Source organism: Vibrio sp. 2096 (genome assembly GCF_033339595.1).
GTDB classification, from domain to species: domain Bacteria; phylum Pseudomonadota; class Gammaproteobacteria; order Enterobacterales; family Vibrionaceae; genus Vibrio; species Vibrio alginolyticus.
Window position 1 is genome coordinate 183,838 of the sequence record NZ_JAWOUX010000006.1, and the last position, 22,568, is coordinate 206,405.

General features: G+C 44.5%; 19 protein-coding genes. 11 read left to right on the top strand and 8 right to left on the bottom strand.

Translation table 11 applies throughout. The features are described from left to right. Window positions 1–10 precede the first annotated feature (10 nt). The 3 genes from R7Q41_RS13805 (at window position 11) to R7Q41_RS13815 (ending at window position 2,855) form a co-directional block, all read left to right on the top strand. Complete coding sequence (locus R7Q41_RS13805; RefSeq protein ID WP_025767691.1) at window positions 11–352, top strand: hypothetical protein; 342 nt, start codon at window positions 11–13, stop codon at window positions 350–352. Between the two features lie 256 nt (window positions 353–608). After that, a complete protein-coding gene (locus tag R7Q41_RS13810) occupies window positions 609–2,387 on the top strand; it encodes a S8 family peptidase (RefSeq protein ID WP_167415988.1) in 1,779 nt (592 codons plus the stop codon). Window positions 2,388–2,399: 12 nt separating this feature from the next. After that, the gene (locus tag R7Q41_RS13815; RefSeq protein WP_025767689.1) at window positions 2,400–2,855 is read left to right on the top strand and encodes a hypothetical protein; all 456 of its coding nucleotides are present in this window, start codon (window positions 2,400–2,402) and stop codon (window positions 2,853–2,855) included. A 146-nt stretch (window positions 2,856–3,001) separates the two neighbouring features. On the opposite strand, the gene R7Q41_RS13820 is transcribed toward R7Q41_RS13815, so the two are convergent. The 3 genes from R7Q41_RS13820 to R7Q41_RS13830 form a co-directional block, all read right to left on the bottom strand. Then, window positions 3,002–3,931 (bottom strand): SRPBCC family protein, encoded by a 930-nt coding sequence (locus R7Q41_RS13820; protein WP_318144527.1) that lies wholly within the window; start codon window positions 3,929–3,931, stop codon window positions 3,002–3,004. A gap of 137 nt (window positions 3,932–4,068) precedes the next feature. Continuing rightward, window positions 4,069–5,310 (bottom strand): sensor histidine kinase, encoded by a 1,242-nt coding sequence (locus tag R7Q41_RS13825; protein ID WP_054576761.1) that lies wholly within the window; start codon window positions 5,308–5,310, stop codon window positions 4,069–4,071. Next, a complete protein-coding gene (locus R7Q41_RS13830; RefSeq protein WP_017820242.1) occupies window positions 5,282–5,950 on the bottom strand; it encodes a response regulator transcription factor in 669 nt (222 codons plus the stop codon). Before R7Q41_RS13830 ends, R7Q41_RS13825 begins: the two co-directional genes overlap by 29 nt. An 89-nt stretch (window positions 5,951–6,039) precedes the next feature. Between R7Q41_RS13830 and R7Q41_RS13835 the strand changes: the two genes are divergently transcribed. Together R7Q41_RS13835 and R7Q41_RS13840 are read left to right on the top strand one after the other, a co-directional pair. Continuing rightward, window positions 6,040–7,239 carry a DUF5666 domain-containing protein gene (locus R7Q41_RS13835; RefSeq protein ID WP_054574328.1) on the top strand — a complete coding sequence of 400 codons (1,200 nt, stop codon included), beginning with the start codon at window positions 6,040–6,042 and terminating at the stop codon, window positions 7,237–7,239. Window positions 7,240–7,387: 148 nt separating this feature from the next. Next, a complete protein-coding gene (locus tag R7Q41_RS13840) occupies window positions 7,388–7,684 on the top strand; it encodes a hypothetical protein (protein WP_054574473.1) in 297 nt (98 codons plus the stop codon). Window positions 7,685–7,779: 95 nt separating this feature from the next. On the opposite strand, the gene R7Q41_RS13845 is transcribed toward R7Q41_RS13840, so the two are convergent. Next, window positions 7,780–8,829 (bottom strand): hypothetical protein, encoded by a 1,050-nt coding sequence (locus R7Q41_RS13845; protein WP_054574329.1) that lies wholly within the window; start codon window positions 8,827–8,829, stop codon window positions 7,780–7,782. Window positions 8,830–9,268: 439 nt separating this feature from the next. Between R7Q41_RS13845 and R7Q41_RS13850 the strand changes: the two genes are divergently transcribed. From R7Q41_RS13850 to R7Q41_RS13865, 4 genes are all read left to right on the top strand, one after another. Next, the gene (locus R7Q41_RS13850) at window positions 9,269–9,730 is read left to right on the top strand and encodes a hypothetical protein (protein ID WP_005388493.1); all 462 of its coding nucleotides are present in this window, start codon (window positions 9,269–9,271) and stop codon (window positions 9,728–9,730) included. Window positions 9,731–9,823: 93 nt separating this feature from the next. Next, complete coding sequence (locus tag R7Q41_RS13855; RefSeq protein WP_042521048.1) at window positions 9,824–10,297, top strand: copper chaperone PCu(A)C; 474 nt, start codon at window positions 9,824–9,826, stop codon at window positions 10,295–10,297. A gap of 608 nt (window positions 10,298–10,905) precedes the next feature. After that, a complete protein-coding gene (locus R7Q41_RS13860; RefSeq protein ID WP_017634222.1) occupies window positions 10,906–11,661 on the top strand; it encodes an SDR family NAD(P)-dependent oxidoreductase in 756 nt (251 codons plus the stop codon). 429 nt (window positions 11,662–12,090) lie between these two features. After that, window positions 12,091–12,972 carry an NAD(P)-dependent oxidoreductase gene (locus tag R7Q41_RS13865; protein ID WP_054574330.1) on the top strand — a complete coding sequence of 294 codons (882 nt, stop codon included), beginning with the start codon at window positions 12,091–12,093 and terminating at the stop codon, window positions 12,970–12,972. 485 nt (window positions 12,973–13,457) lie between these two features. On the opposite strand, the gene R7Q41_RS13870 is transcribed toward R7Q41_RS13865, so the two are convergent. From R7Q41_RS13870 to R7Q41_RS13885, 4 genes are all read right to left on the bottom strand, one after another. Next, window positions 13,458–15,215, bottom strand: coding sequence for a sodium:solute symporter family transporter (locus R7Q41_RS13870; protein ID WP_017821226.1), 1,758 nt, complete (start codon window positions 15,213–15,215; stop codon window positions 13,458–13,460). A gap of 450 nt (window positions 15,216–15,665) precedes the next feature. Further along, window positions 15,666–16,289 carry a bifunctional 4-hydroxy-2-oxoglutarate aldolase/2-dehydro-3-deoxy-phosphogluconate aldolase gene (locus R7Q41_RS13875; protein ID WP_005388506.1) on the bottom strand — a complete coding sequence of 208 codons (624 nt, stop codon included), beginning with the start codon at window positions 16,287–16,289 and terminating at the stop codon, window positions 15,666–15,668. A gap of 78 nt (window positions 16,290–16,367) precedes the next feature. Further along, window positions 16,368–17,300 carry a sugar kinase gene (locus R7Q41_RS13880; RefSeq protein ID WP_005437155.1) on the bottom strand — a complete coding sequence of 311 codons (933 nt, stop codon included), beginning with the start codon at window positions 17,298–17,300 and terminating at the stop codon, window positions 16,368–16,370. 34 nt (window positions 17,301–17,334) lie between these two features. Further along, window positions 17,335–17,670: a cupin domain-containing protein gene (locus tag R7Q41_RS13885; protein ID WP_005450851.1), complete on the bottom strand. Its 336-nt coding sequence runs from the start codon at window positions 17,668–17,670 to the stop codon at window positions 17,335–17,337. Between the two features lie 420 nt (window positions 17,671–18,090). Between R7Q41_RS13885 and R7Q41_RS13890 the strand changes: the two genes are divergently transcribed. Then, window positions 18,091–20,256, top strand: coding sequence for a heparinase II/III family protein (locus tag R7Q41_RS13890; protein WP_248486268.1), 2,166 nt, complete (start codon window positions 18,091–18,093; stop codon window positions 20,254–20,256). Window positions 20,257–20,273: 17 nt separating this feature from the next. Then, complete coding sequence (locus tag R7Q41_RS13895) at window positions 20,274–22,439, top strand: heparinase II/III family protein (protein WP_318144541.1); 2,166 nt, start codon at window positions 20,274–20,276, stop codon at window positions 22,437–22,439. The last annotated feature ends 129 nt before the right edge of the window (window positions 22,440–22,568 follow it).

A 22,568-nucleotide genomic window follows, 5' to 3' on the forward strand; every position in this document is an offset into this window, starting at 1 on the left:
AAAAGCACACATGAAAAAAAATCTAATCATTATTACTTTTGCGCCTCTATTTCTTATGGCGTGCAGTAATCAGCAAGCATCTCAACTGGGAATGCGCAGCAGCAGTGTCAATGTATATGCCCAGCAAATGAGTAACACTCAACTATGTGAAACTCTCTACTACAACCGTGCAACCAACCAAACCAAAGTGGCGATTGGTGCTGAGTTCAATCGACGTGGATTAAACAAAAAGTGGTGTGATAAAGAATTCGATAAGTTGTACATTAAAAAGTGGATTGATAACGTGCTGCCTAAGGAAAAAGCCGAACCCAAGAAACCAATCGCAACTATTCAACCCGCTTCAACTAAATAACCCACCATCTTGAAGCAGACGGTACACTCGTATTTTCTGCTTTTCATTTTTCATTTTTCATGCATGTTCGATGCGACATATAAAAACCTCATGGTTTCAGTAAATTAACAAAGACTTATGTTGTCCATCGAACTTTTAATGTAAACAAGTTGTAAATGGTTTTCGTCCTTATTCTTTGTCGTTAGCTTTGTTTGTTCCTGTTAGCGGAATATGAAACAGGAACTAAAAAATTCCAAACAAAGACATGAGGTCAAAAATGGAAATACGCATTAATCGCCTATTTGCAGCTATGTTGGCAGTAGGCATTGCACCTGCCGTCTCGGCGTTTGATCCACTCTATTCTGAACAATGGCACTTAGACAACACGGGGCAAACTGCGTTTGCGGCTAATCCTGCTGTTGCTGGGAACGACTTAAACACTAAGCTCACTCAGGCAATGGGGATTGCAGGTGTTGGTGTGAAAGTTGCCGTTATTGATTCTGGAGTGCAGATCGATCACCCCGACCTTGCAGGTAATATAGTTACAGGTAGCAGAAACTTCGTCGAAGACTCTTCATTCCCACCAAGTTATCCGGTTGATACTAATGGTCATGGCACTGCTGTAGCCGGTTTGATTAGCGCCGTCGGCAACAACGGTGAAGGCGGACGCGGTGTCGCTTCTCACTCTTCCCTCATCGGTTTTAACTGGTTAGCCAACCAGACATTAGAAGGCTGGTTAATCTCCCATGGCATGGACCCAGCAACACGCGATGTTCGCGTATTTAACCAAAGTTACGGTTTCAGCCCTATAAACCCGATTACTTTTGATGAAAGCGACCCTCAGCTAAAACTTGAAATGGACGTGATGAAAAACGTCAGCAACAGTAACGCCTGGGGTCGAGGTGCTGTATTTGTAAAGTCAGCAGGTAATGGTTACCGCTATTTCAATGCAGGGCGATTCTTCGTATTGCCAAGTAACTTCTTTGCTGGTGGAGACAATCAAGGCTTACCGATGCACAACTCTGCTCAGTCTTATGATAACGCCAATTACTTCAATTTAGTCACTAGTGCACTACGAGCGGATGGTACGCGAGCGAGTTACTCATCGGTGGGTTCGAACGTGTGGGTTGCAGCACCAGCAGGTGAATATGGGCAAGATTTCCCTGCTATGGTCACCACTGATTTAATGGGTTGTGAAGAAGGGCAAAATACCAGTGAAGGCCTTGGCATTAATGGGTTACACGGCGGAACGGAGCTCGATCCGAACTGTAACTATACCAGTACGATGAACGGAACCTCATCGGCTGCGCCAAACACATCGGGTGCCATCGCGGCAATCATGTCAACCAACCACGCACTTTCTGCTCGTGATGTACGTGCTTTACTAGCGGAGACAGCAAAAGTAACGGATAAAGCGCATCCAGGCGTACAGCTTGAATTTACTAACCATAAAGGTGAACAGGTTAGCTACGAGGCCATTGCCCCTTGGCAGAAAAACGCAGCAGGCGTAGATTTCCATACTTTTTATGGCTTCGGTGCTGTAGATTTAGATGAAGCGATGCAACGTGCCCGGATGACGAATCGTGTTTTACCAGCTCAAGTCATTACGCCATGGGTTAATAACGCTACAGAAGTAAGTGTACCCGATGCAAGTCTAGTTGGTGGTTCTTCAAGTATCGCCATTGCCGATGAGCTGACAGTAGAATCCGTTCAAGTGACATTGACATTGGACCACGCTCGTCTGCCCGACTTAGCTATCGAGCTCATTTCGCCATCAGGGACTCGTTCCGTTTTGCAAACACCGCGCAATGGTCTTGTTGGTCAATCTCTTGATCCAACGATTACAGGCTACAAAGATCAATTAATGTTGTCTAACCAATTTTATGGCGAAGATGCAAAAGGCGAATGGACGTTGCGAGCAATAGATACGAACGGCGATGAAGTCTATTCTTACATTGCATATTTCAATTCTTCCACCATCTATGACGTTCCGATGGCAAACAACGCTCAGCCCGGTGTTATTAAGAACTGGTCGATGCGCATATTTGGACACTAAGGAGTCAATAACATGAAATACAAATCATTTTCTATGCTGGCTCTCGTTATCATGACGTCGAGTGTATACGCTGAGCAACAGCTCTCTCAACAACCTGCACCAGAACTGTTTGTGCCATCAGAAGCGGTTGAGATTAATGGCCAAGATTATCGAAAAGTGCAAACTGGCACTGTTAGAACCCTATCTGAAGACGTAAAACTTCAAGCGGGTGATGAGGTGTTTAAGAATGCGTTTAGTAACGTATCCAAAGCCACTGGACTGGTTTATATCACCGTAAACAATCCTAACGAAGCGAAAGCAGTCGCCAAAGAGTTAAAATTAGAAGTTATCTTCGCAGAAGGGGAATCAGCGGTGTTAAAAGCATCTCAAGATCAAGATCTGCTAAGTATTAGCGACTACCTAAACGCAGACAGCCGGGTAAAAGCGTCTAAAATTGAACTAAACAGCGGTAAATACCGTGCACAATAATTCTCTAACAAGAGAAGTTGGCCTGTAAAACCATGCCTCAGCGATTGCTGAGGCATTTTTTTGGGTAGGAACAGATACGCTATTATTCTTTAGTAACATTTCGCATAACTAGTATGATACCTAAACACCCTACTCGCCTGCGCCTGTCATTTCTTAAACAAAATAATTTCCGTTCTTAGCTCTTCTTCCGTGGTTTCCTTCGGACTATTCAGATAGCGTTCGATTCCTAAAGGACTGGTTTTGACTTTCATACCACTCTGACGAACCAAGTTCATCGCTAAAGCCCATGCATTTCCCAAAAACTGATATTCACCTCGGTGTTCAACGACAAATGTTTCACTCTCAGGAATGGTACCGGTAACCGCCCCTTGAGGCGCTGGTACTGAGTTATGAAGAGGAAAGCAAGTGATAAACTCGAATGTACCTTTCTGCATATCCATCGACTGGTAATAACAAAACAATTCACCATTCACGGATAGGGTTTCGTCACTAATTAACTGTTCTAGTTGCTGAACATGCTTCTCAATTACCGAACCTAATTCCTGCAAGCTAGCCACACCCTTGATCCCAATATAATGAATTTGAGGCAACGTTCGGTTCCCAATTTCGACTAAGTCTGAATGCACTCTTCCGGTTTTAAGCTTACTTTTAAGCATGCGTAACCCACGTTGATAATCCATCTCTATCATCGACTTAAACATACTTTTCAGAAAGAACAGATACCAAGGGACGCGAGATTGCATTTGCCATTCGACTAAACAGCCATTTTGTGACGGCGTCACGATTAGAGTCACCTTTCCATGGCTCTTGATTGGACGAAAGAAATGCAGCTCCATATCTAATCGATGCTCTTGAGTACTTTCCAGTACAATCGCGCCAGTCCCAATACGCTGACCATTCCATTGATAACCAGCTCCAACGTGGCCCTGATTATCACTGAATGTCAGCTCGCAGCTTGGTTCAAGAATGATCCATGGTGACCAGCTGGGCCAGTGTTTGAAGTTCTTGAGATAGCCAATAATTTCACTTTGATTCTTATTAATTTCAATACTTCGGCTGACCTGATAAGAGAGCATAACGGTTCCTCGAGTTTCCGCTTCACTAACTTCAGTCTAATTCAAATTCCAGTTTTTTCTTGTTTGACTGCGGGTTAGATGCGTACGACAAGAAAAAGCCAGAGCGTTAAGTCTCACTTGAATCAATACGCACAAAGCTAAGAGCAGAACTCCACTTTTGCACTAAATCGAACACCATCATCGTCCAGTACTAACGCCCACCCCATCCGTTCACATATTCGTTGTACGATAACAAGCCCACAACCATAACCAGCGTTGTACGTCTCGTTGCCATCGTGACGGTTTAGGATCTTAAGCGCATGACCTTTCAACTCAATTTCAATATCTCCCACACTATAGCTAAAGGCGTTTTTAATCAGATTGTTGATTACAATGGTCACAAAACTCTCCGGTGCATTCACGACACCACTATGTTGTTCGTGCAAAGCGTAGTTCGAATCTTGCTTGGCAAATAAAGGAGCCAGCTCTTCCAGTTGTTTTTGTAAACAAGTAAGAAGCTGATGCTCTCCGTAATGCTGAGGCTCTATTTTCTCTTTACCAAGTAAGAGAAACGCTTCTGTCAGTACACGCATCTCGTCACAAGCTGACTGCATCCTCGTGATGGCTTTTTGCGCAACTCGAGGTTGATCAGGAAGACGCGTCAGAATGTCTGTTGAGCCTTTAATCACCATGATTGGCGTTCTCAACTCATGCGATGCAAAACGGCTAAATTCTTGTTCTCGTTTGAAGTAGCCCGCGATATCGTTCTTATTATCCAGCAAAGTCTGCTCTATCTGGCGTGTTTCGCTGAACTTAGTTTCAACTTGGAAAGCGGGTTGATCCGGTGACATTTGGCTAATTTTGTCTTCAATTTGCGCTAATGGCCGAGACAATATTCGCACCATGTAAATGCCATACCCAACCATGACAAATGAAAACAAACCACCGAGCAGCAGCGTAAACTGATGCAGCGAGCTTTCGTATTCGTCCAAGTAATCATCTGAGTCATCTTGAAATACAATGTACATAAGCCCCTTCCCTGAGGGATGGTTCAATACAACAAAGTGTTTATCTTCTTCACCAAGCAGGTATTCGTAAAAACCAGGTGAAGTAAAAGAGAGCAACCAATCCGGTGTCGGAGCTTCACTCCAATATGAGTTGAACTCCAATACGTTTGGCAATGGCGCATCCCAGCCCTGTTTCTCGAAATTCTCACTATAAAGCGCAGCTTCAGTATCGAGCCAGTGATGTAAACTCAGCACTTCCAGTTTGTTTTCTGCCACATAAATCAGCGACCAAAAAAGAGTAAACATCACAAACGTCATGACCCCAAAACCCCAACGGATCTTGCGATAAATGCTTGGATATTCGTTATGCTTTAAGTCGGTAACCTTGTCCATGAATAGTCTCTAATCGTGATTCTTCAAAACCTTTGTCTAGTGCGGTTCTTAAACCATAAATATGGCTACGAAGTGCATCACTTCCAGGTGGTTCGTCTCCCCACACACTATCGATCACTTCTGTGCGCGAGACCGCTGCTGGAGCACGTTGGAGGAGCAATTTTAAAATTTTAGTTTGAATTCGACTCAGCTTAATTTCTTTGTCTTTTCTCGTTACTTTTCCTGTCCGCGCATCTAAACAAATATCTGCAAATTTGAGCGTTCCGATATCTTGTCTTGGACCACGATTAGCCAAAGCATGAACACGCAAACTGAGCTCTTCCATCGCAAATGGCTTCATTAAATAATCATCTCCCCCCGCTTTAAAAGCCGCGATTTTGTCCTCTAGCGTATCTTTTGCCGTTAGGAAGAGAATTGGCGTTCCACATAACTTATCTTGTCGAAGCTTCTGTACCGTACTGATGCCATCGAGCTTCGGCATCATGATATCCATGATGATTACATCGTAATGATTTTCCTCGATTAACTTAATCGCAGCCTCTCCATGAAACGCACAATCGATAATCATGCCTTCGAGCTCAAGATAGTCTGCAATCGTCTCCGAGACGTTATGGTTGTCATCTACAATTAAAATTTTCATAAAATCACATTTCTTCACGATCTCTTCACGATATGCCCAATAAGATACAGGCAATTTCCTAAACTCGCTCGTAAATTGAGGTTAATACAATGAAAAAACTCGCTCTTATTTCTGTAGTAGGTTTGGCATTGTCTGGTTGTGGTGGTTCAGGTGGTGGCAGCAATAGCGATAGCACACCAACTCAACCAACAGTGAAACCAAGTGTAGCGATTGGCTCTGTTGAAGCGGTCAACGCTGAAGAAAGCACGTTAACCGTCAATGGACATACGTATCGTGTGTCTGAGGTGGTTTATGACGACACACAAGTGCAACTGGCCGATGTAAAACCAAAAATGGTGGTTCGCGTGGGGTCAGATATTCGGCAAGCTTCGAATAATGGCGTCCGAGTCACACTTGAACCAACCATTACAGGACGTGTCACAGCGATTGATCATGTGAAGAAAACATTTACGGTAAACGGCGTAGATCTGCAGTTTGACGGTTTAAGTGATGATATAGAGGTCAACGACTGGGTGATGGTGTCATCATTGCCAACTGCTGATGCGGGTTATCGAGTGTTGTCTGTGGTCGAACTCGACGTAGATAACGATTACCCAGTACTTGATAACGACTACGAACTGGAAGGCCGTATTACCAGTATCGATGAAAATGCTGGCACGTTTGAGCTTGGTACAAATATAACCGTATCTTACGACAACATTAGCCAACTTAGCATCGGCCAATGGGTGGAAGTAGAAGGTGAAATGCAAAACGGTATCTTCATGGCACATGAGGTACAAGTTGAAGACTACGACGATCTAAAAAATGACAGCGATGTGGAAGGTATCGTGACTTGGGTTGCCAAGGATTATAGTGAGTTCTCTCTAAACTACCGAGGAGCATTCTTCATCGATAACGCAACACGATTTGAAGACGGCAGCAAAGCGAACCTAAAACAAGGCCAAGAAGTGGAAGTAACGTCTGTCATGAAAAATGGCAAACGCATCGCTACCGTTATTGAGTTTGAGCAACCAGACTTTGACGATAACAACCAATGGCAAGGTAAAGAATTTGAATGTGAAGGATACGTATCAAACTACGATGCTGAAGCAAGAACATTTGAAATCGAGCGTTGCGAAAACGACGCAGATCAATTGCTAAACAACACGACCGTTGTGATTGATGCACAAACACGCTTCCAAGGCATCGAAGAACTCAACCTAAATGGTGCTCGTGTCGAAGTCGAAGGTGTGATCATTAACGACCAAAATATTGCCCGTGAAGTGGAATTAGACGTTTACGACAACTAATCCCTTCTACGCTTAAGAAAAAGTGTCACTTCGATGGCACTTTTTCTTTTCACCTTACTTTGCTTCCCAAGCTCAAACCAACAAATTCTCAGCCAAAGCCTTTTCTCTCCGTTACACTTTACCTATGTTCACAACATTGGTGACAACTATGAAAAAACGCAACCTCATTTTGTTAATCTTGTTTTTTGGTTCAGCCACGAGCTTAGCTAGCGTTATGGATCCTGACTGCGATGCAGAAAAGGCAGCTAAAGCCGCTGCGACAAAAGCCGTGGTTGGTGTTGGGGGTCGCTGTACGCCTAAAGAGGCACTGAAAGATACCGCAGTAGATGCAGGAAAAGACAAATTGCCAGATGAAGGGATGGCGGGTAAAGCTGTTGATGCAATGACACCGGGAAAAGAGAAGAAAACGGTGAAAGACGTAACCAAAAAGCTCAATAAAGATTGATACGCTTTCTTGTAGTTAACTTTAATAGCGAAAGTCCCCCCCCCAAAAAAAAGAGCGCCGATTGACGCTCTTTCCGATCTCTAATAGATAACCAATTATGCGGTCTCTGCTTCACCTATCCAATGATAATGGTGGTTGGCTTTTTTCCCCACTAAACCGAGCTCTGCCAATTCTTCAAATACCTGGTCTACCTCTTCCGCAGACAGCCTAAACTGTTTAGCAACAGCTTTTTTGGTGCACGTAATTTGATGCGTTTTAAGTGCATCGCTAACTTGCTCTAACAAAGTTTTCGGTTCCTTTGGTTCTTCTGGCTCCGGCACTACTGGTATTTCTTGCTCTTCTTCCTCTTTTATATGAGGAAGATAACCCGCAGGCGCTGGATCTATATCGCGAACTGTTTTCAATATCATGCCCTCATTTCTGCGATAGAAATATCGGAACCGTTGCTCTTCACCAATCAAGCCAACAAAAAATGCAGCAAAGAAGTCCAAAAGAATCGAAAGAAATATAACCAAGCCAAGCTGAGCTTGCTGAGAGGTGGTACCAAATGCGTTAGCTAGACTATCAATTAAACCAATCACTGAGCCTTGCGTCACCGGCGGTAAACTATCACGCTCCATAGCCAAGCGTTGCTGCTCTTCACGTAAGGTTTTGTTTTGCTCCTGGATGCGAGTTACACCAGTCGCGATACGTTCCATCTCGATGTATTTCTGCGCTGCCATATTGTTGAGCTCAATCTGCTTATCGATTGCCGCAATCTGACGATTAAACGCTTCCACTTTCGCCTGCTCTACCGAAATATGACTTTGTGCACTATTGGTTGCACTATTAATCCCACCAATACTACCGCCAATGGAAATCGCAGCTAAGACTAAATAAAACACGAGAGCGGTTGCTGCTCCTGTGTAGTTGCGATGGGCTCGGCGCTCACCGTATTCATACCAAGCGTAAAATTTACCTGCTTCAAAAATGATCGCTAAACCACCAAATAAGGTTTGCATCATCGGGTTTTCGTCGATAGACAAAAACAGCAATAGAGAAAAAATAGTCGATGCTAAAATCGCAGCACCGGTGAATGCATATACACTCACCATGGCAAATCGACCTTTAGGGTATCGATATCCAATCTGTTGTTCGTATTTCATTTGAGAAATTTCTTAAGATTAATCGCCCCTCCGACTAAGTAGGACGGACGTTTCTGGCATGTACAAAGGAGCGCAGAATACCGTATCCTTTATTAAATTACTGTCATAATTCCGTTAATGGAAAACAAGTGAAGATTCGGTGTGCATTTTGAATCGATATCAGCCAAATCTAGCACGTAAAAACACCACCACGACACCCACTAACCGAAGCTTCAGTGACATATAAGAGAGATTAATTCGGTATCTTCAGAAGCGACTAAGCAAGACTGACAAGTTGAATTGGAGGTTGTGAATGTCAGCCGAATCAAGACATTAAAGCGTTAAAAATAGGCAACAAAACAAATAATGCACACTTGCATCACCTTTTAGTAAACTGATAATTACATTGTTTGGTTAATTTGTTAGTATCCCGCGCCGAAGAAGATAAGCACTCAATTGTATGGAAAACACTCTAATACAGCACAAACACCATCGCTTGCACGCTATTGCGGTTATTATCGCGGTGTTGTTTCAGTTGTATTTAGCGTCCACAGCCGCTCTTAATCCTACACAAGTTCACAGCACAACTTGGCTCAACAAAGTCCAAAGTGAAAAGGTTTTACTGTGTACCGCAGATGGTTTCAAATGGGTGGATATCAATACGTTGATTGAGGCTAACGCTCAATCTTCTTCTAAGCTCATCCAAGATCTTAACTTACACGACGGCTTTCAGTTTGAATGTCCGCTTCTTCAAGCTGTTCAATTCTTTCTTCTGGTTGCGATTGGGCTTTACCTGACAACCATCCATTGGCTGCGCCGAGTAAAGTATGCACTGACGACTTATCATTTTTCAAAATGCGATAAGCTCGTTTACAAACACATCGCGCCTAAGCACTCTCCGCCGAGTGTTTTTCCTGCCTAACAGGCATCTAATCATTGACAACTTTATTCAAAAATAACGATGACTCTGTTTGTTGTCCATTCAGAGAAGCTATTCATTCAAAAGGAAAAACACATGCTTAAATCATTTAAAACCGCCGCTATCGCGCTTATTGCTGTCATCGCTAGCCCACTGAGTTTAGCGCACGATTATGAAGCAGGAAAAATTCATATCGACCATCCATGGAGCCGCGAAGCGCCACCAAACGCACCTGTTATCGGTGGTTTTTTTCAATTAACCAACCACGGTGACAGTGAAGATGCATTGATCGCAGCAGAAAGCCCAATCGCAGGGCATGTCGAAATTCACACGCATAAGAAAGAAGATGGTGTGATGAAAATGATTAAGATTGACGAAGTGCGCGTTCCAGCCAATGACTCAGTGTTGTTTAAGCCAGGCAGCTTCCATTTAATGATTTTTAACCCAACACAAACTCTTAAAGAAGGCGACCGCTTCCCTATGACGTTAACATTCAAAAACGCGGGTAAAGTGGAAGTAGAAATGGCGGTTGAAAAACAAGGTCACATGGAAAAACACATGCACCATTAATGACGTAAACAAAAGTGCCCGCTGATTTAGCGGGCATTTTTATCTCAGCTTAGTCAAAATCATTATTCCGGTAGATCCTAACTCGACTCTTCAGAATAATGGTGATGAATAACGCTCGGCGAAACGGGGTCACATATCATAACAGCGTGCTCGGGCAAGAGATTCTAAATCACGCTCGTCCCTCACTATTCAGAATGACCTTGAAAGACTTAAGATCCTAAAAAGGTTCCCTACCCGCTTAAAACTCAACCTCTCGACAAAGTTCTCCAACCATCACTTGGCAAGCCTAAATGAAATCATAAGTTTGGCAACAAAGACCCACTGTTAATCGGCTTTCTTTCTACTTGAAACAAACCTCAGCCCAACGAGCTAAGCCGGCAGCTATATGCTCAATTGTTTATATATCCCGATTCTCCTGACTAGATACAAATCATGCACGACCGTAAAAGTCGATATATGCCACTGGATGAGTCAGCATCTCAAAAAAGTACGTGATCGACTTCTCATTGTTGGTGTTTCTCTGTTTATTAAAACCATTTGTATTACAATAATACCCTATGTTAAATGAAAAATCCTTTCCAACTCTACAAACATGAGAGAACACCATTATGTCTACTAAAATTGCATTTATTTCTGGTGCTACTGGCGGTATCGGCTTCCAAGTGGCAAAGCGTCTTGGTCAGGATGGATACACGGTCATTCTAAACGGCATTGAAGATGAAAAAGGTTCGGAGTGTGTCTCCAAACTACATAACGCAGGGATTGAGGCTGAATACTACGGTTTTGACGTTACAGATGAACATGCCGTCGATGAAAACATCAATGCTATTGGTGAAAAATACGGCAAAATCGATGTTGTCGTTAATAACGCAGGTGGTCTTGGTGGTCGTAGTCCTATTGAAGGTATGGAAACTGCTTTTTTCCGTAAAGTCATGGCTTTAAACCTCGATAGTGCATTCTTCGTATCACGCGCAGCGATTCCATTTCTAAAAAAGTCTGATAACGCATCAATTATCAACTTCACTTCAAACGCTGCTTGGAATGCAGGTGGTCCAGGTGCAGGTATTTACGGTACATCAAAAGCCGCCGTTCATACATTAACTCGCGCTTTAGCTAAAGAGTTAGCTCCGGCAGGAATTCGAGTCAATGCAGTATCTCCTGGCACTATCGATACACCATTCCATGCTCAAATCAAAGCAACCAAGCCTGAAGTATTTGCTTCTTGGGCAGACAGTATTATGCTTGGACGCCTAGGCCAGCCAGAGGAAGTCGCCTCTGCTATCTCTTTTCTGGTAAGTAAAGATGCATCATTCATTACCGCAGAAACACTGCAAATTGGTGGTGGTCAAGCTTTAGGCATTTAGTACCAATAAGTCTTTTTACCTATCAGTAAGTACGCTTTAGTACTGATTTGATAACGGCCGCAGTATGTTTGTACTGCGGCTTATCCTTATACCACCTCGCCTTTCACCCCATCTGGAACGTTTCACCCATTTTTGGTATAGACAGTATTCCTCTAGCTGAAACAAAATCACTTGTATTACAATAAATCTTATTTTTACGTTATTTAAGCCTCCTAAAGGCTTTGTTCACGATAAAATGGAAGCGTGATGAATCCGCTTTTCTTATATACACTGATGAATAAAACCCCCACAAACCTTACTTACATCTCACTTTTAGAAAAAATTCATCCCAAGCCCGCTATGCTCATAATTTTCAATTGCAAAAGCCACAATAGTCATTATGATTACCAACAAGCAATATAATCATACAATAGTATTTTTGGAGTTAAAATGACTAAACCTATCATTGGTTTCATCGGCCTAGGCTTGATGGGCGGAAACATGGTTGAAAACCTACAGAAACGTGGTTACGAAGTTGCTGTAATGGACCTCAATAAAGATGCTGTTGACGCAGTACTAGCTCGTGGAAACGCTTCTGAAGCTTCTTCAGGTAAAGAGCTAGCAGAGAAAAGTGATATCGTGATGCTGTGCCTAACAACATCTGAAGTTGTCGAAAAAGTTGTTTACGGAGACATTGGTGTTCTAGCTGGCATGTCAGAAGGTAAAACACTCATCGACTTCGGTACATCTATTCCAGCTTCAACGAAGAAGATTGGCGCTGACCTTGCTAAGAAAGGGGCTGGTATGATTGATGCGCCTCTAGGTCGTACACCTGCCCACGCAAAAGATGGTTTACTGAACATCATGGCCGCAGGCGACGTCGAAACATTCAATAAGGTTAAGCCAGTGCTGGACGATCAAGGTGAAAACGTATTCCACCTTGGCACACTAGGCTCTGGTCACGTAACTAAGCTTGTGAATAACTTTATGGGTATGACAACCGTAGCAACAATGTCTCAGGCATTTGCTGTTGCTAAACGTGCTGGTGTTGATGGTCAACAATTATTCGACATCATGTCTGCAGGACCATCAAACTCACCATTTATGCAATTCTGTAAGTTTTACGCCGTAGATGGCGAAGAAAAACTAGGCTTCTCTGTCGCAAACGCAAACAAAGACCTCGGTTACTTCCTTGCTCTATGCGAAGAGCTTGGTACAACTTCCCTGATTGCAGAGGGCACTTCTAGGAGTCTACAAGCAGCAGTTGATAAAGGCCTTGGTCAAAATGACGTTCCAGTCATCTTCGACTACTTTGCAGAGCTAGAAGCTTAGTCACACTCAGTTGTAACTAAAAGCCCAGCTACCAATGTAGCTGGGCTTTTTTTGTTTTTCCCCAGACGCTCATCACTCCTTGATACCCTAGCCACTCCTTTAAAGTTTTGCAGGGCAGCCTCTTCCAATTCTCTTATATATTTTCCACTCACACTTCAAAACCTCTCTCCTATTTCTGGCGTACACCTCATTAAAGCTACGTCTGATTTAATGCTTTTTCTTTGCTAAGAAGGCACACATATTTATTTAAATAGACAAAGCATCAGGTTTGGGGTGTAAAGTGTAAACACGGCGTGCAAAGAAAGTTAGATTGCTTTTTCGCTTTAGGCTGACGACTCTAATGTGAATATAGTCGCACCTTATTGGGAGTTCCCCAATACAACGAATAACAACAAACGATGCGCCACGCTTTCTCAGTCAGCTTGATCAAAAAATCCCACGGCTTTAACACCGCGGGATTTTTCATTGAGAGTCTTTAACTTTGGTTAGCTTTTCGCGTTAGCTAACTTTGGGCTTTTAGGCCCTCGGGCTGCGTTCACCAATAGAACACCCACCGAGAGAACAATCGCACCACACAAGATAAACAGTAGTCGACCAGATGGTTCATTTGGAATTAGAGCCATAGCTAGGATACCGAAGCCCGCTACGCTGATAAGCTTACCAAGCATGCCGCGCTGTTTTGTATCTAGGTTCTGCTGCTCTTCGCTGTCAGCCACAAGTGGCGTATTCCAGTTCTCGAACAATTGGTCCACTTCTTTCTCACGTTCAAGTGATAGACCTTTGTAGAAGCGCGTTGTCAGCAAGAAGAAACCACCGGTGAAGATAACGTGTGCCGCTAAGCTCAAGCCAACTTTTAGGTCTGCCCACTCACGTCCTGTAAACGCTTGCTCTAGACCGAATAGGCGCTCTACATCTTCTGCTTGTAGTGAGATACCGAAGATGTAAGAAACAAAGCCACCAACAACCAGTGTTGCCCAACCAGCCCAATCCGGCGTCTTACGAATCCACATACCAAGTAGTACAGGAATCAGCATTGGGAAACCAATTAATGCACCGACGTTCAGTACGATATCGAACAGGCTCAAGTGACGTAGTGAGTTAATGAATAGACCGATACCAATGATGATGAAGCCCATCACGATAGTCGTTGCTTTACTCACGATAACCAGTTCTTTTTGCGACGCTTGTGGACGCACAATCGGGCTGTAGAAGTTCATCACAAAGATGCCCGCGTTACGGTTAAGACCAGAGTCCATTGAAGACATGGTCGCCGCAAACATTGCTGACATCAGAAGACCCACCATACCTGCTGGCATTACGTTTTGTACGAATGCTAGGTAAGCTGCATCACCACCTACTGAGCCGTATTGCTCTGCGAAATCAGGCATAAATGCCGCAACGTACCAAGGTGGTAGGAACCAGATGATAGGACCAACAATCATCAGCACACATGCAAGACCTGCAGCTTTACGTGCGTTTTCACTGTCTTTTGCACATAAGTAGCGGTAAGCGTTGATGCTGTTGTTCATGACACCGAACTGTTTAACAAAGATGAACACAACCCAAAGGATAAAGATACTGAAGTAGTTCAGGTTGTTACCCAGCATGAAGTCGCCGTGGAAGTTCGACACGATGTTGCCAATACCGCCACCATGGAAGTATGCCGCCACCGCACAAGTGATCGTCACTGCCATGATAACCAGCATCTGCATAAAGTCAGATGCAACAACTGCCCAAGAGCCACCCGTTACCGCCATTAGCATTAGCACTAAACCCGTAACGATGATGGTCGCTTCCATAGGAATGTTGAAGACCGCTGCCACGAAAATCGCAAGACCATTCAACCAAATACCGGCTGAGATCAAGCTGTCTGGCATACCAGCCCAAGTGAAGAACTGCTCTGAAGTCTTACCAAAACGTTGACGAATTGCTTCAATCGCCGTCACTACACGTAACTGACGGAACTTTGGAGCAAAGTAGAGATAGTTCATGAAGTAGCCAAATGCGTTGGCTAAGAATAGGATTACAACAACGAAACCGTCATTGAACGCGCGTCCTGCGGCACCTGTAAACGTCCATGCTGAAAATTGCGTCATGAAGGCGGTAGCACCTACCATCCACCATAACATCTTACCGCCCCCTCGGAAGTAGTCACTGGTTGAGGTAGTGAACTTACGGAACATCCAACCAATTGCAACTAAGAAGAAGAAGTAGGCAAGAACAACAAGAGTATCAATAGTCATTTTTTCAGCCTTTCAAGTTTGATCATTTTCTAACGTCTAGACTACTCTTCTCATAACCCCATTTGTACTACAATAAGCTTTAATTGTGATCTAAAGCATAAGTTATTCAACGAAAAAAACACGTCAAATCCCTTACTTTCTTAGACCAATGGCTTTCTAGGAGATAATTGCCACTCAGAACACCTCAACATATTGTAATACAAATTGTCTAATTGAAATTTATTAGAGTATGGAATATTTTTCTTCTTCGCGCTTTGTCTGAAGATCAAAAATGCGCGGCATTTCTTTGAAGGAAACGTAATGAGATGTTTCGAAAAAATTGGATAGAAAGTAGGATTTATATGAATGCGATTCTTAACTCTCGCCTCTTTCAAACTTTCAAACACAAAAAAGCGAGCATTGATGCTCGCTTTTCATTCTTTCGCTAGTTTTATCGGGGTGTTACGACACTTATGCTACGTGAGCTACTGCGTCGCGAACCAGTGTCCCTAGTTCATCCCACTTACCTTCATCGATAAGTTTTGTTGGCACCATCCAAGTGCCGCCACATGCCAGTACTGAAGGGATAGACAGGTACTCGTCTACGTTACCTAGGCTCACGCCACCTGTTGGCATGAATTTCACTGGGTAAACCGCCGTTAGTGCTTTAAGCATACCAACGCCGCCAGATGGCTCAGCAGGGAAGAACTTAAGTGTACGCAGACCCATTTCCATCGCTTGCTCAACTAGGCTTGGGTTGTTTACGCCAGGTACGATAGCCACGCCTTTGTCTAGGCAGTATTGAACCGTGCGAGGGTTAAAGCCAGGGCTTACGATAAAGTCCACACCAGCTTCGATCGCTTGGTCAACTTGCTCGTTAGTTAGGATCGTACCTGCACCGATCAGCATTTCTGGGAACTCAGCGCGCATAGCACGAATCGCTTCTGCAGCACACTCTGTGCGGAACGTGATTTCTGCGCAAGGCATACCGTTTTCAACCAACGTGCGGCCTAGAGGGATCGCATCTTCTGCTTTGTTGATGGCAATAACAGGAATTACTTTTAGGTTTGCTAATTGTTCGTTTAATGTCGTCATAAGAGTGTACTCGTCGTCGTTAACTTGAGTTCAATAAATCACTGCGGAGCGCCGATTACTCAACGCTCCGCAAAAGAATTACAAAGGAAGATCTGGCATCACTTCACGTGGAATGATGGCACCTTTATGTTGAATTACCGCGCCAGCCATACAGTGGCCAGAGTAAGCCGATTCCGCTGCATTGCCGCCAGTCAAGCGCTTCGCCAAGAAGCCCGCACTGAAAGAATCACCAGCCGCTGTTGTATCAATCACGTTGTCGACTTTGTTTGGCGCCACGTATTGCGCTTCGCCATTCGCCACAACCAAGCAATCTTTGCTACCACGTTTGATGATGATTTCATCCACGCCCAGTGCAGAGGTTCTCTCGATGCACTGTTCTAGATGCTCGTCACCGTAAAGCATTTGCTCATCTTCAAATGTGAGCAGTGCGATATCTGTGTGCTTAAGGATCTTAAGGTACCAAGACATGGCATTCTCGCGGCTTTCCCACAATTTAGGACGGTAGTTGTTATCGAAAATAACCTTACCACCTTGTGCCTTGAAGCGCTCAAGGAAGCCAAACAGTTGTGTCTTACCTTCTTCAGTAAGGATCGCTAATGTAATACCGCTCAAGTAAACCGCATCGTACGAGTAAAGTTTGTCAACTAATAGCGGAGACTCGTTTTGTTCGAATAGGAACTTAGCGGCCGCTTCGTTACGCCAGTAGTGGAAGTAACGCTCGCCAGTTTCATCGGTTTCGATGTAGTAGATACCTGGTTGCTTTTCTTTAACGGAAAGAACCAGACTAGTATCGATGCCCTCTTCTTGCCATGCTGATAGCATTTCTTGGCTAAAAGGATCGTTACCCAGAGCCGTTACATAGCTGGTTTTGATATCGTGAGCTTTGGTCAAACGAGATAAATACAGTGCGGTATTCAACGTATCACCACCGAATGACTGCTTTAGCTGACCTTCCTTTTTCTGTAGCTCAACCATACATTCGCCAATGACCGCGATGTTTAATGATTTCATGTTGTCACCTTAGCAACTGAGGTTGCGCTATAGATTATTTTAAGAAGTCTTCACGAGCTGGGTTGAAGATGTCTAGAAGAATGCTGTCTTGCTCTAGTGCAACCGCACCGTGCATCATGTGCTTACGAGCAAAGTATGCATCGCCTTCTTTAAGTACTTTCTTCTCGCCTTCGATTTCTGCTTCAAAGCTGCCACGTACCACGTAACCGATTTGATCGTGAATTTCGTGAGTATGCGGAGCGCCAATCGCGCCTTTGTCGAAACATAGGTGAACCGCCATTAGGTCATCTGTGTAAGCAACAATTTTACGTTTGATACCGCCGCCTAGCTCTTCCCACGGGTTCTCATCTAATACAAAGAAAGAATTCATCGTCATACTCCTAAAAAGTCTCTATTAAAGCGAACCCTACGGCACTTCATTCTTAACCATGCTTTATTAAAAGGTCCTCTTAAAAAAGCGTCGTATTGATAAAAGTGAAACGCGAAGCGAAAGGGTCTGCTGTCGAATTGGTAACGAGCATATCCGATCCTCTTTAATTGTCATACAATATATCTAAAAATATGTGATATTCATCAAACGGTGCTCGTTAAAGCATTCCACTTAACGATTGATAACGCCGAAACATCAGTCACAACAAGGATTATCACAACAATACAAATCAATGGGTTAGCTAAATTCGCGTGATTTCACTCTCCCTTTTTGCCACAAAAACTACACCCAAACTTAATATTGTATTACTTTATAGAAAGTTTAAGAAAACAACACACTTCATCTGAGGGTGGTAAAGAAATGACTACACAACCGATTTTGTTGACTGAAGCAGAAGTCGAACTACTAAGAAAGGAAGTCGGAAAGCCGAGCTTAATGGGCAAATCCATTGAAGCGAATCGCAAGGAACTTGAAGCCTTCATGCGTCTGCCTCTAGACGTACCAGGTCACGGCGAAGCGGGTGGCTACGAGCACAACCGCCACAAACAAAACTATACCTACATGAACTTAGCGGGTCGTTTGTTCTTGATCACTCAAGAAGAAAAGTACGCGCAGTTCGTTAAAGATCTTCTCGCTATTTACGCAGAGAAGTACCTCACTTTTGATTTCCACGTACAGAAAAACACTAACCCAACAGGTCGTCTTTTCCACCAGATCCTTAATGAACACTGTTGGTTAATGTTTACTAGCCTTGCTTACTCTTGCGTGGCATCAGTGATGACAGAAGAAGAGCGCACAGCCGTTGTTGAGCGCATTTTCGAACCAATGCTAGACATGTTCACAGTGAAATACGCGCACGATTTCGACCGTATTCACAACCACGGCATCTGGGCAGTTGCTGCTGTTGGTATTTGTGGCCTAGCCATTGGTAAACCTGAATATCTAGAGATGTCGGTATACGGTCAAGACCGTGATGATACTGGCGGCTTCCTAGCGCAAATCTCACAGTTGTTCGCCCCTTCTGGTTACTACATGGAAGGCCCTTACTACCATCGTTATGCGATTCGTCCAACTTGTGTATTTGCAGAAGTAGTACACCGTCACATGCCTGAAGTAGACATCTACAACTACAAAGACAAAGTGATTGGCAACACAGTACAAGCGATGCTGGCAACGGCTTATCCGAATGGTGAGTTCCCTGCCCTAAACGACGCATCTCGTACCATGAGCATTACCGACATGGGTGTTCAAGTTGCAGTGAGCGTTTACAGCAAGCACTACGGTCTAGACGATAACATCCTAGGCATGGCGAAGATTCAAAATGCCGTTTGGATGCACCCATGTGGTCTTGAGCTTTCTCAAGCCTACGATAAAGCCATCGCAGACCGTGAAATCGGCATGCCTTTCTGGCCAAGTGTGGAACTAAACGAAGGTCCAACCGGTAACAACGGTGCACAAGGCTTTATCCGTATGCAGGATAAAACCGGTGATGTGTCACAGCTTGTGATGAACTACGGTCAACACGGTATGGGACATGGTAACTTCGATACGCTTGGCATTACTTTCTTCAACCGTGGTCAAGAAGTGCTGCGTGAATACGGCTTCTGTCGCTGGGTAAATGTAGAGCCTAAATTCGGCGGTCGTTACCTAGACGAAAACAAATCGTACGCACGTCAAACTATCGCGCACAACGCGGTAACGATTGATGAGCAATGTCAGAATGGTTTCGATGTAGACCGCGCTGATTCAGTGCACGGTTTGCCTCACTTCTTTAAAGTAGAAGGCACTGAAATCAACGGTATGAGCGCGTTTGCGAACGACCATTACCCGAACACAGACATGCAGCGCAGTGTGTTCATGCTTAACCTAGATGAGCTTGAAGCACCGCTATTGCTAGACCTTTACCGCATCGAAGGTGAAGGCGGGCATCAGTACGACTACTCTCATCAATACGATGGTCAAATCGTACGTACTAACTTCGATTACCAAACCTTTGGTGAACTGAGCACGCTTGGCGATGACTTCGGTTACCAACACCTTTGGAAAGTAGCAAGCGGCAAAGTGCAAGATATGGCGCTGGTTAGCTGGCTACAAAACAACACCTACTACACTTGGTTAGGCACAAGTAGCAGCGCGAAACAGAACGGCGATAATGAAGTGATCTTCACTCGCACTGGCGCCAATGACCCAAGCTTTAACCTACGTAGCGAACCGGCATTCATTCTGCGCAGCAAGGGCGAATCGACGCTATTTGCTTCTGTGCTAGAAACACACGGCTACTTCAATGAAGAGTTTGAGCAATCGGTGAATGCACGTGGTCAGGTGAAAGATATTCGCGTCGTGGGTTACAACGCCGTTGGCAGCATCGTAGAAATCACTACTGAGAAATCACTGGTTACTGTGATGATCAGCAATGTGTTAGGCGCTGACGACCAAACCCCACACCAAGTAGAAATGAACGGTAAAACCTACAGCTGGAATGGCTTCTACTCTCTAGAAGTGAACGCATTCGGGCAGGAGAAATAATAATGAGCTACCAAACCCTGTCTTACCAACCGCTATTAATGAACTTTGAAGAAGCGGCAGAACTAAGCAAAGCACTTGGCACGGATAGCCTATTAGGAAATGCATTAGCACGTGACATCAAACAAACTGACGCTTACATGGCCGAGGTTGGCATTGAAGTTCCCGGTCACGGCGAAGGTGGTGGTTACGAGCACAACCGTCACAAGCAAAACTACATCCACATTGATCTAGCGGGTCGCCTATTCCTTATCACTGGCGAACAGAAGTACCGCGATTACATCGTGGACATGCTAATGGCTTACGCGAAGGTATACCCGACGCTAGAAAGCAACACCAGCCGTGACTCTAACCCTCCGGGTAAGATCTTCCACCAAACTCTGAACGAGAACATGTGGATGCTATACGCGTCTTGTGCGTACAGCTGCATTTACCACACATTGGAAGAAGAGCAAAAAACACTGATTGAAAACGACCTGTTCAAACAAATGATTGAGCTGTTCGTAGTCACTTACGGTCACGACTTCGACATCGTACACAACCACGGTCTGTGGGCAGTAGCAGCAGTAGGTATCTGTGGTTACGCAATTAACGATCAAGAAGCAGTCGACAAAGCGCTTTACGGCTTGAAACTGGACAAAGTGAGCGGCGGCTTCCTAGCTCAGCTAGACCAACTGTTCTCGCCAGATGGCTACTACATGGAAGGTCCTTACTACCACCGTTTCTCGCTACGTCCAATCTACCTGTTCGCAGAAGCGATTGAACGTCGCCAGCCTGAGCTTGGTATTTACGAATTCAACGACTCGGTCATCAAGACCACGTCTTACGCAGTATTTAAGACGGCATTCCCAGATGGTACTTTGCCAGCACTGAACGATTCATCGAAGACGATTTCGATCAATGATGAAGGCGTAATCATGGCAACGTCAGTATGTTTCCACCGTTACGAGCAGTCTGAAACGTTACTTGGCATGGCAGACCACCAGCAAGATGTTTGGGTTCATATCTCAGGTAAAACATTGTCTGACGCGGTTGCAGCCGCAGATAACATCAAACCATTCAACTGGGGTAGCCTATTCGTAACAGACGGTCCAGAAGGCGAAAAAGGCGGCGTAAGCATTCTTCGTCACCGTGACGAGCAAGACGACGACCCCAATACCGCAGATACAATGGCGCTTATCTGGTTTGGTCAACACGGCAGCGATCACCAGTACCACTCTGCGCTAGACCACGGTCACTACGATGGTCTGCACCTGAGCGTGTTTAACCGCGGTCATGAAGTGCTGCACGATTACGGCTTTGGTCGCTGGGTAAACGTTGAGCCTAAATTTGGCGGTCGTTACATCCCAGAGAACAAGTCTTACTGTAAGCAGACAGTCGCGCACAACACAGTAACGGTTGACCAAAAGACGCAAAACAACTTCGACACAGCGCTAGCAGAAACCAAGTTCGGTTCTAAGCACTTCTTCAAAGCTGATGATGAAAAGCTGCAAGGCATGAGCGGTCGTATTTCTGGTTACTACAACGGTGTAGACATGCAACGCAGCATTATTCTTGCTGAATTGCCAGAATTCGAAAAACCGCTTGTGATTGATGTTTACCGCATCGAAGCAGATCAAGAGCACCAATACGACCTGCCAGTGCATTACTCTGGTCAAATCATCCGCGCGGATTTTGAATACGACGTAGAAAGCACGCTGCGTCCAATGGGCGAAGACAACGGCTACCAGCATCTATGGAATGTGGGTTCAGGCCAAGTTGAAGGCAGCTCGCTCATAAGCTGGTTGCACGACAACAGCTACTACTCGCTAATCACAAGCGCTACAAACGGCGGCAAAGTGTTCTTCACTCGCACTGGCGCAAATGATCCAGACTTCAACTTGAAGAGCGAACCAGCACTGATCTTACGTCAATCTGGCCAGAACCACGTGTTTGCTTCTGTGCTAGAGACACACGGTTACTTCAACGAGTCTATCGAAGCATCGGTTGGCGCTCGTGGTCTAGTAGAGTCAGTAATCGTCGTTGGCAACAACGAAGTGGGTACCGTGATTCGTCTGCAAACCACAACAGGCAACACTTACCACTTCGCTATCTGCAACCTAGACGAAGACAAACAGAACGCTGCACATCGCGTTGAGTTCGACGGTGTGACTTACACTTGGGAAGGCGCATTCGCACAAATTTAATCTTTAGCTAGTCACTAAAAATTAATGTAAAAATCGGGAACTAATTCAAAGCCGGACGTCATGTTCGGCTTTTTTTGATTGTTTACATGACTCTAGATGAACTTATCAATTAGCGTTTAATCATAGTAA

Excerpts from the sequence above, each read along its gene's own strand:
- R7Q41_RS13805 (WP_025767691.1), top strand. The coding sequence starts at position 11 with ATGAAAAAAAATCTAATCATTATTACTTTTGCGCCTCTATTTCTTATG.
- R7Q41_RS13810 (WP_167415988.1), top strand. The coding sequence starts at position 609 with ATGGAAATACGCATTAATCGCCTATTTGCAGCTATGTTGGCAGTAGGC.
- R7Q41_RS13815 (WP_025767689.1), top strand. The coding sequence starts at position 2,400 with ATGAAATACAAATCATTTTCTATGCTGGCTCTCGTTATCATGACGTCG.
- R7Q41_RS13820 (WP_318144527.1), bottom strand. The coding sequence starts at position 3,931 with ATGCTCTCTTATCAGGTCAGCCGAAGTATTGAAATTAATAAGAATCAA.
- R7Q41_RS13825 (WP_054576761.1), bottom strand. The coding sequence starts at position 5,310 with ATGGACAAGGTTACCGACTTAAAGCATAACGAATATCCAAGCATTTAT.
- R7Q41_RS13830 (WP_017820242.1), bottom strand. The coding sequence starts at position 5,950 with ATGAAAATTTTAATTGTAGATGACAACCATAACGTCTCGGAGACGATT.
- R7Q41_RS13835 (WP_054574328.1), top strand. The coding sequence starts at position 6,040 with ATGAAAAAACTCGCTCTTATTTCTGTAGTAGGTTTGGCATTGTCTGGT.
- R7Q41_RS13840 (WP_054574473.1), top strand. The coding sequence starts at position 7,388 with ATGAAAAAACGCAACCTCATTTTGTTAATCTTGTTTTTTGGTTCAGCC.
- R7Q41_RS13845 (WP_054574329.1), bottom strand. The coding sequence starts at position 8,829 with ATGAAATACGAACAACAGATTGGATATCGATACCCTAAAGGTCGATTT.
- R7Q41_RS13850 (WP_005388493.1), top strand. The coding sequence starts at position 9,269 with ATGGAAAACACTCTAATACAGCACAAACACCATCGCTTGCACGCTATT.
- R7Q41_RS13855 (WP_042521048.1), top strand. The coding sequence starts at position 9,824 with ATGCTTAAATCATTTAAAACCGCCGCTATCGCGCTTATTGCTGTCATC.
- R7Q41_RS13860 (WP_017634222.1), top strand. The coding sequence starts at position 10,906 with ATGTCTACTAAAATTGCATTTATTTCTGGTGCTACTGGCGGTATCGGC.
- R7Q41_RS13865 (WP_054574330.1), top strand. The coding sequence starts at position 12,091 with ATGACTAAACCTATCATTGGTTTCATCGGCCTAGGCTTGATGGGCGGA.
- R7Q41_RS13870 (WP_017821226.1), bottom strand. The coding sequence starts at position 15,215 with ATGACTATTGATACTCTTGTTGTTCTTGCCTACTTCTTCTTCTTAGTT.
- R7Q41_RS13875 (WP_005388506.1), bottom strand. The coding sequence starts at position 16,289 with ATGACGACATTAAACGAACAATTAGCAAACCTAAAAGTAATTCCTGTT.
- R7Q41_RS13880 (WP_005437155.1), bottom strand. The coding sequence starts at position 17,300 with ATGAAATCATTAAACATCGCGGTCATTGGCGAATGTATGGTTGAGCTA.
- R7Q41_RS13885 (WP_005450851.1), bottom strand. The coding sequence starts at position 17,670 with ATGAATTCTTTCTTTGTATTAGATGAGAACCCGTGGGAAGAGCTAGGC.
- R7Q41_RS13890 (WP_248486268.1), top strand. The coding sequence starts at position 18,091 with ATGACTACACAACCGATTTTGTTGACTGAAGCAGAAGTCGAACTACTA.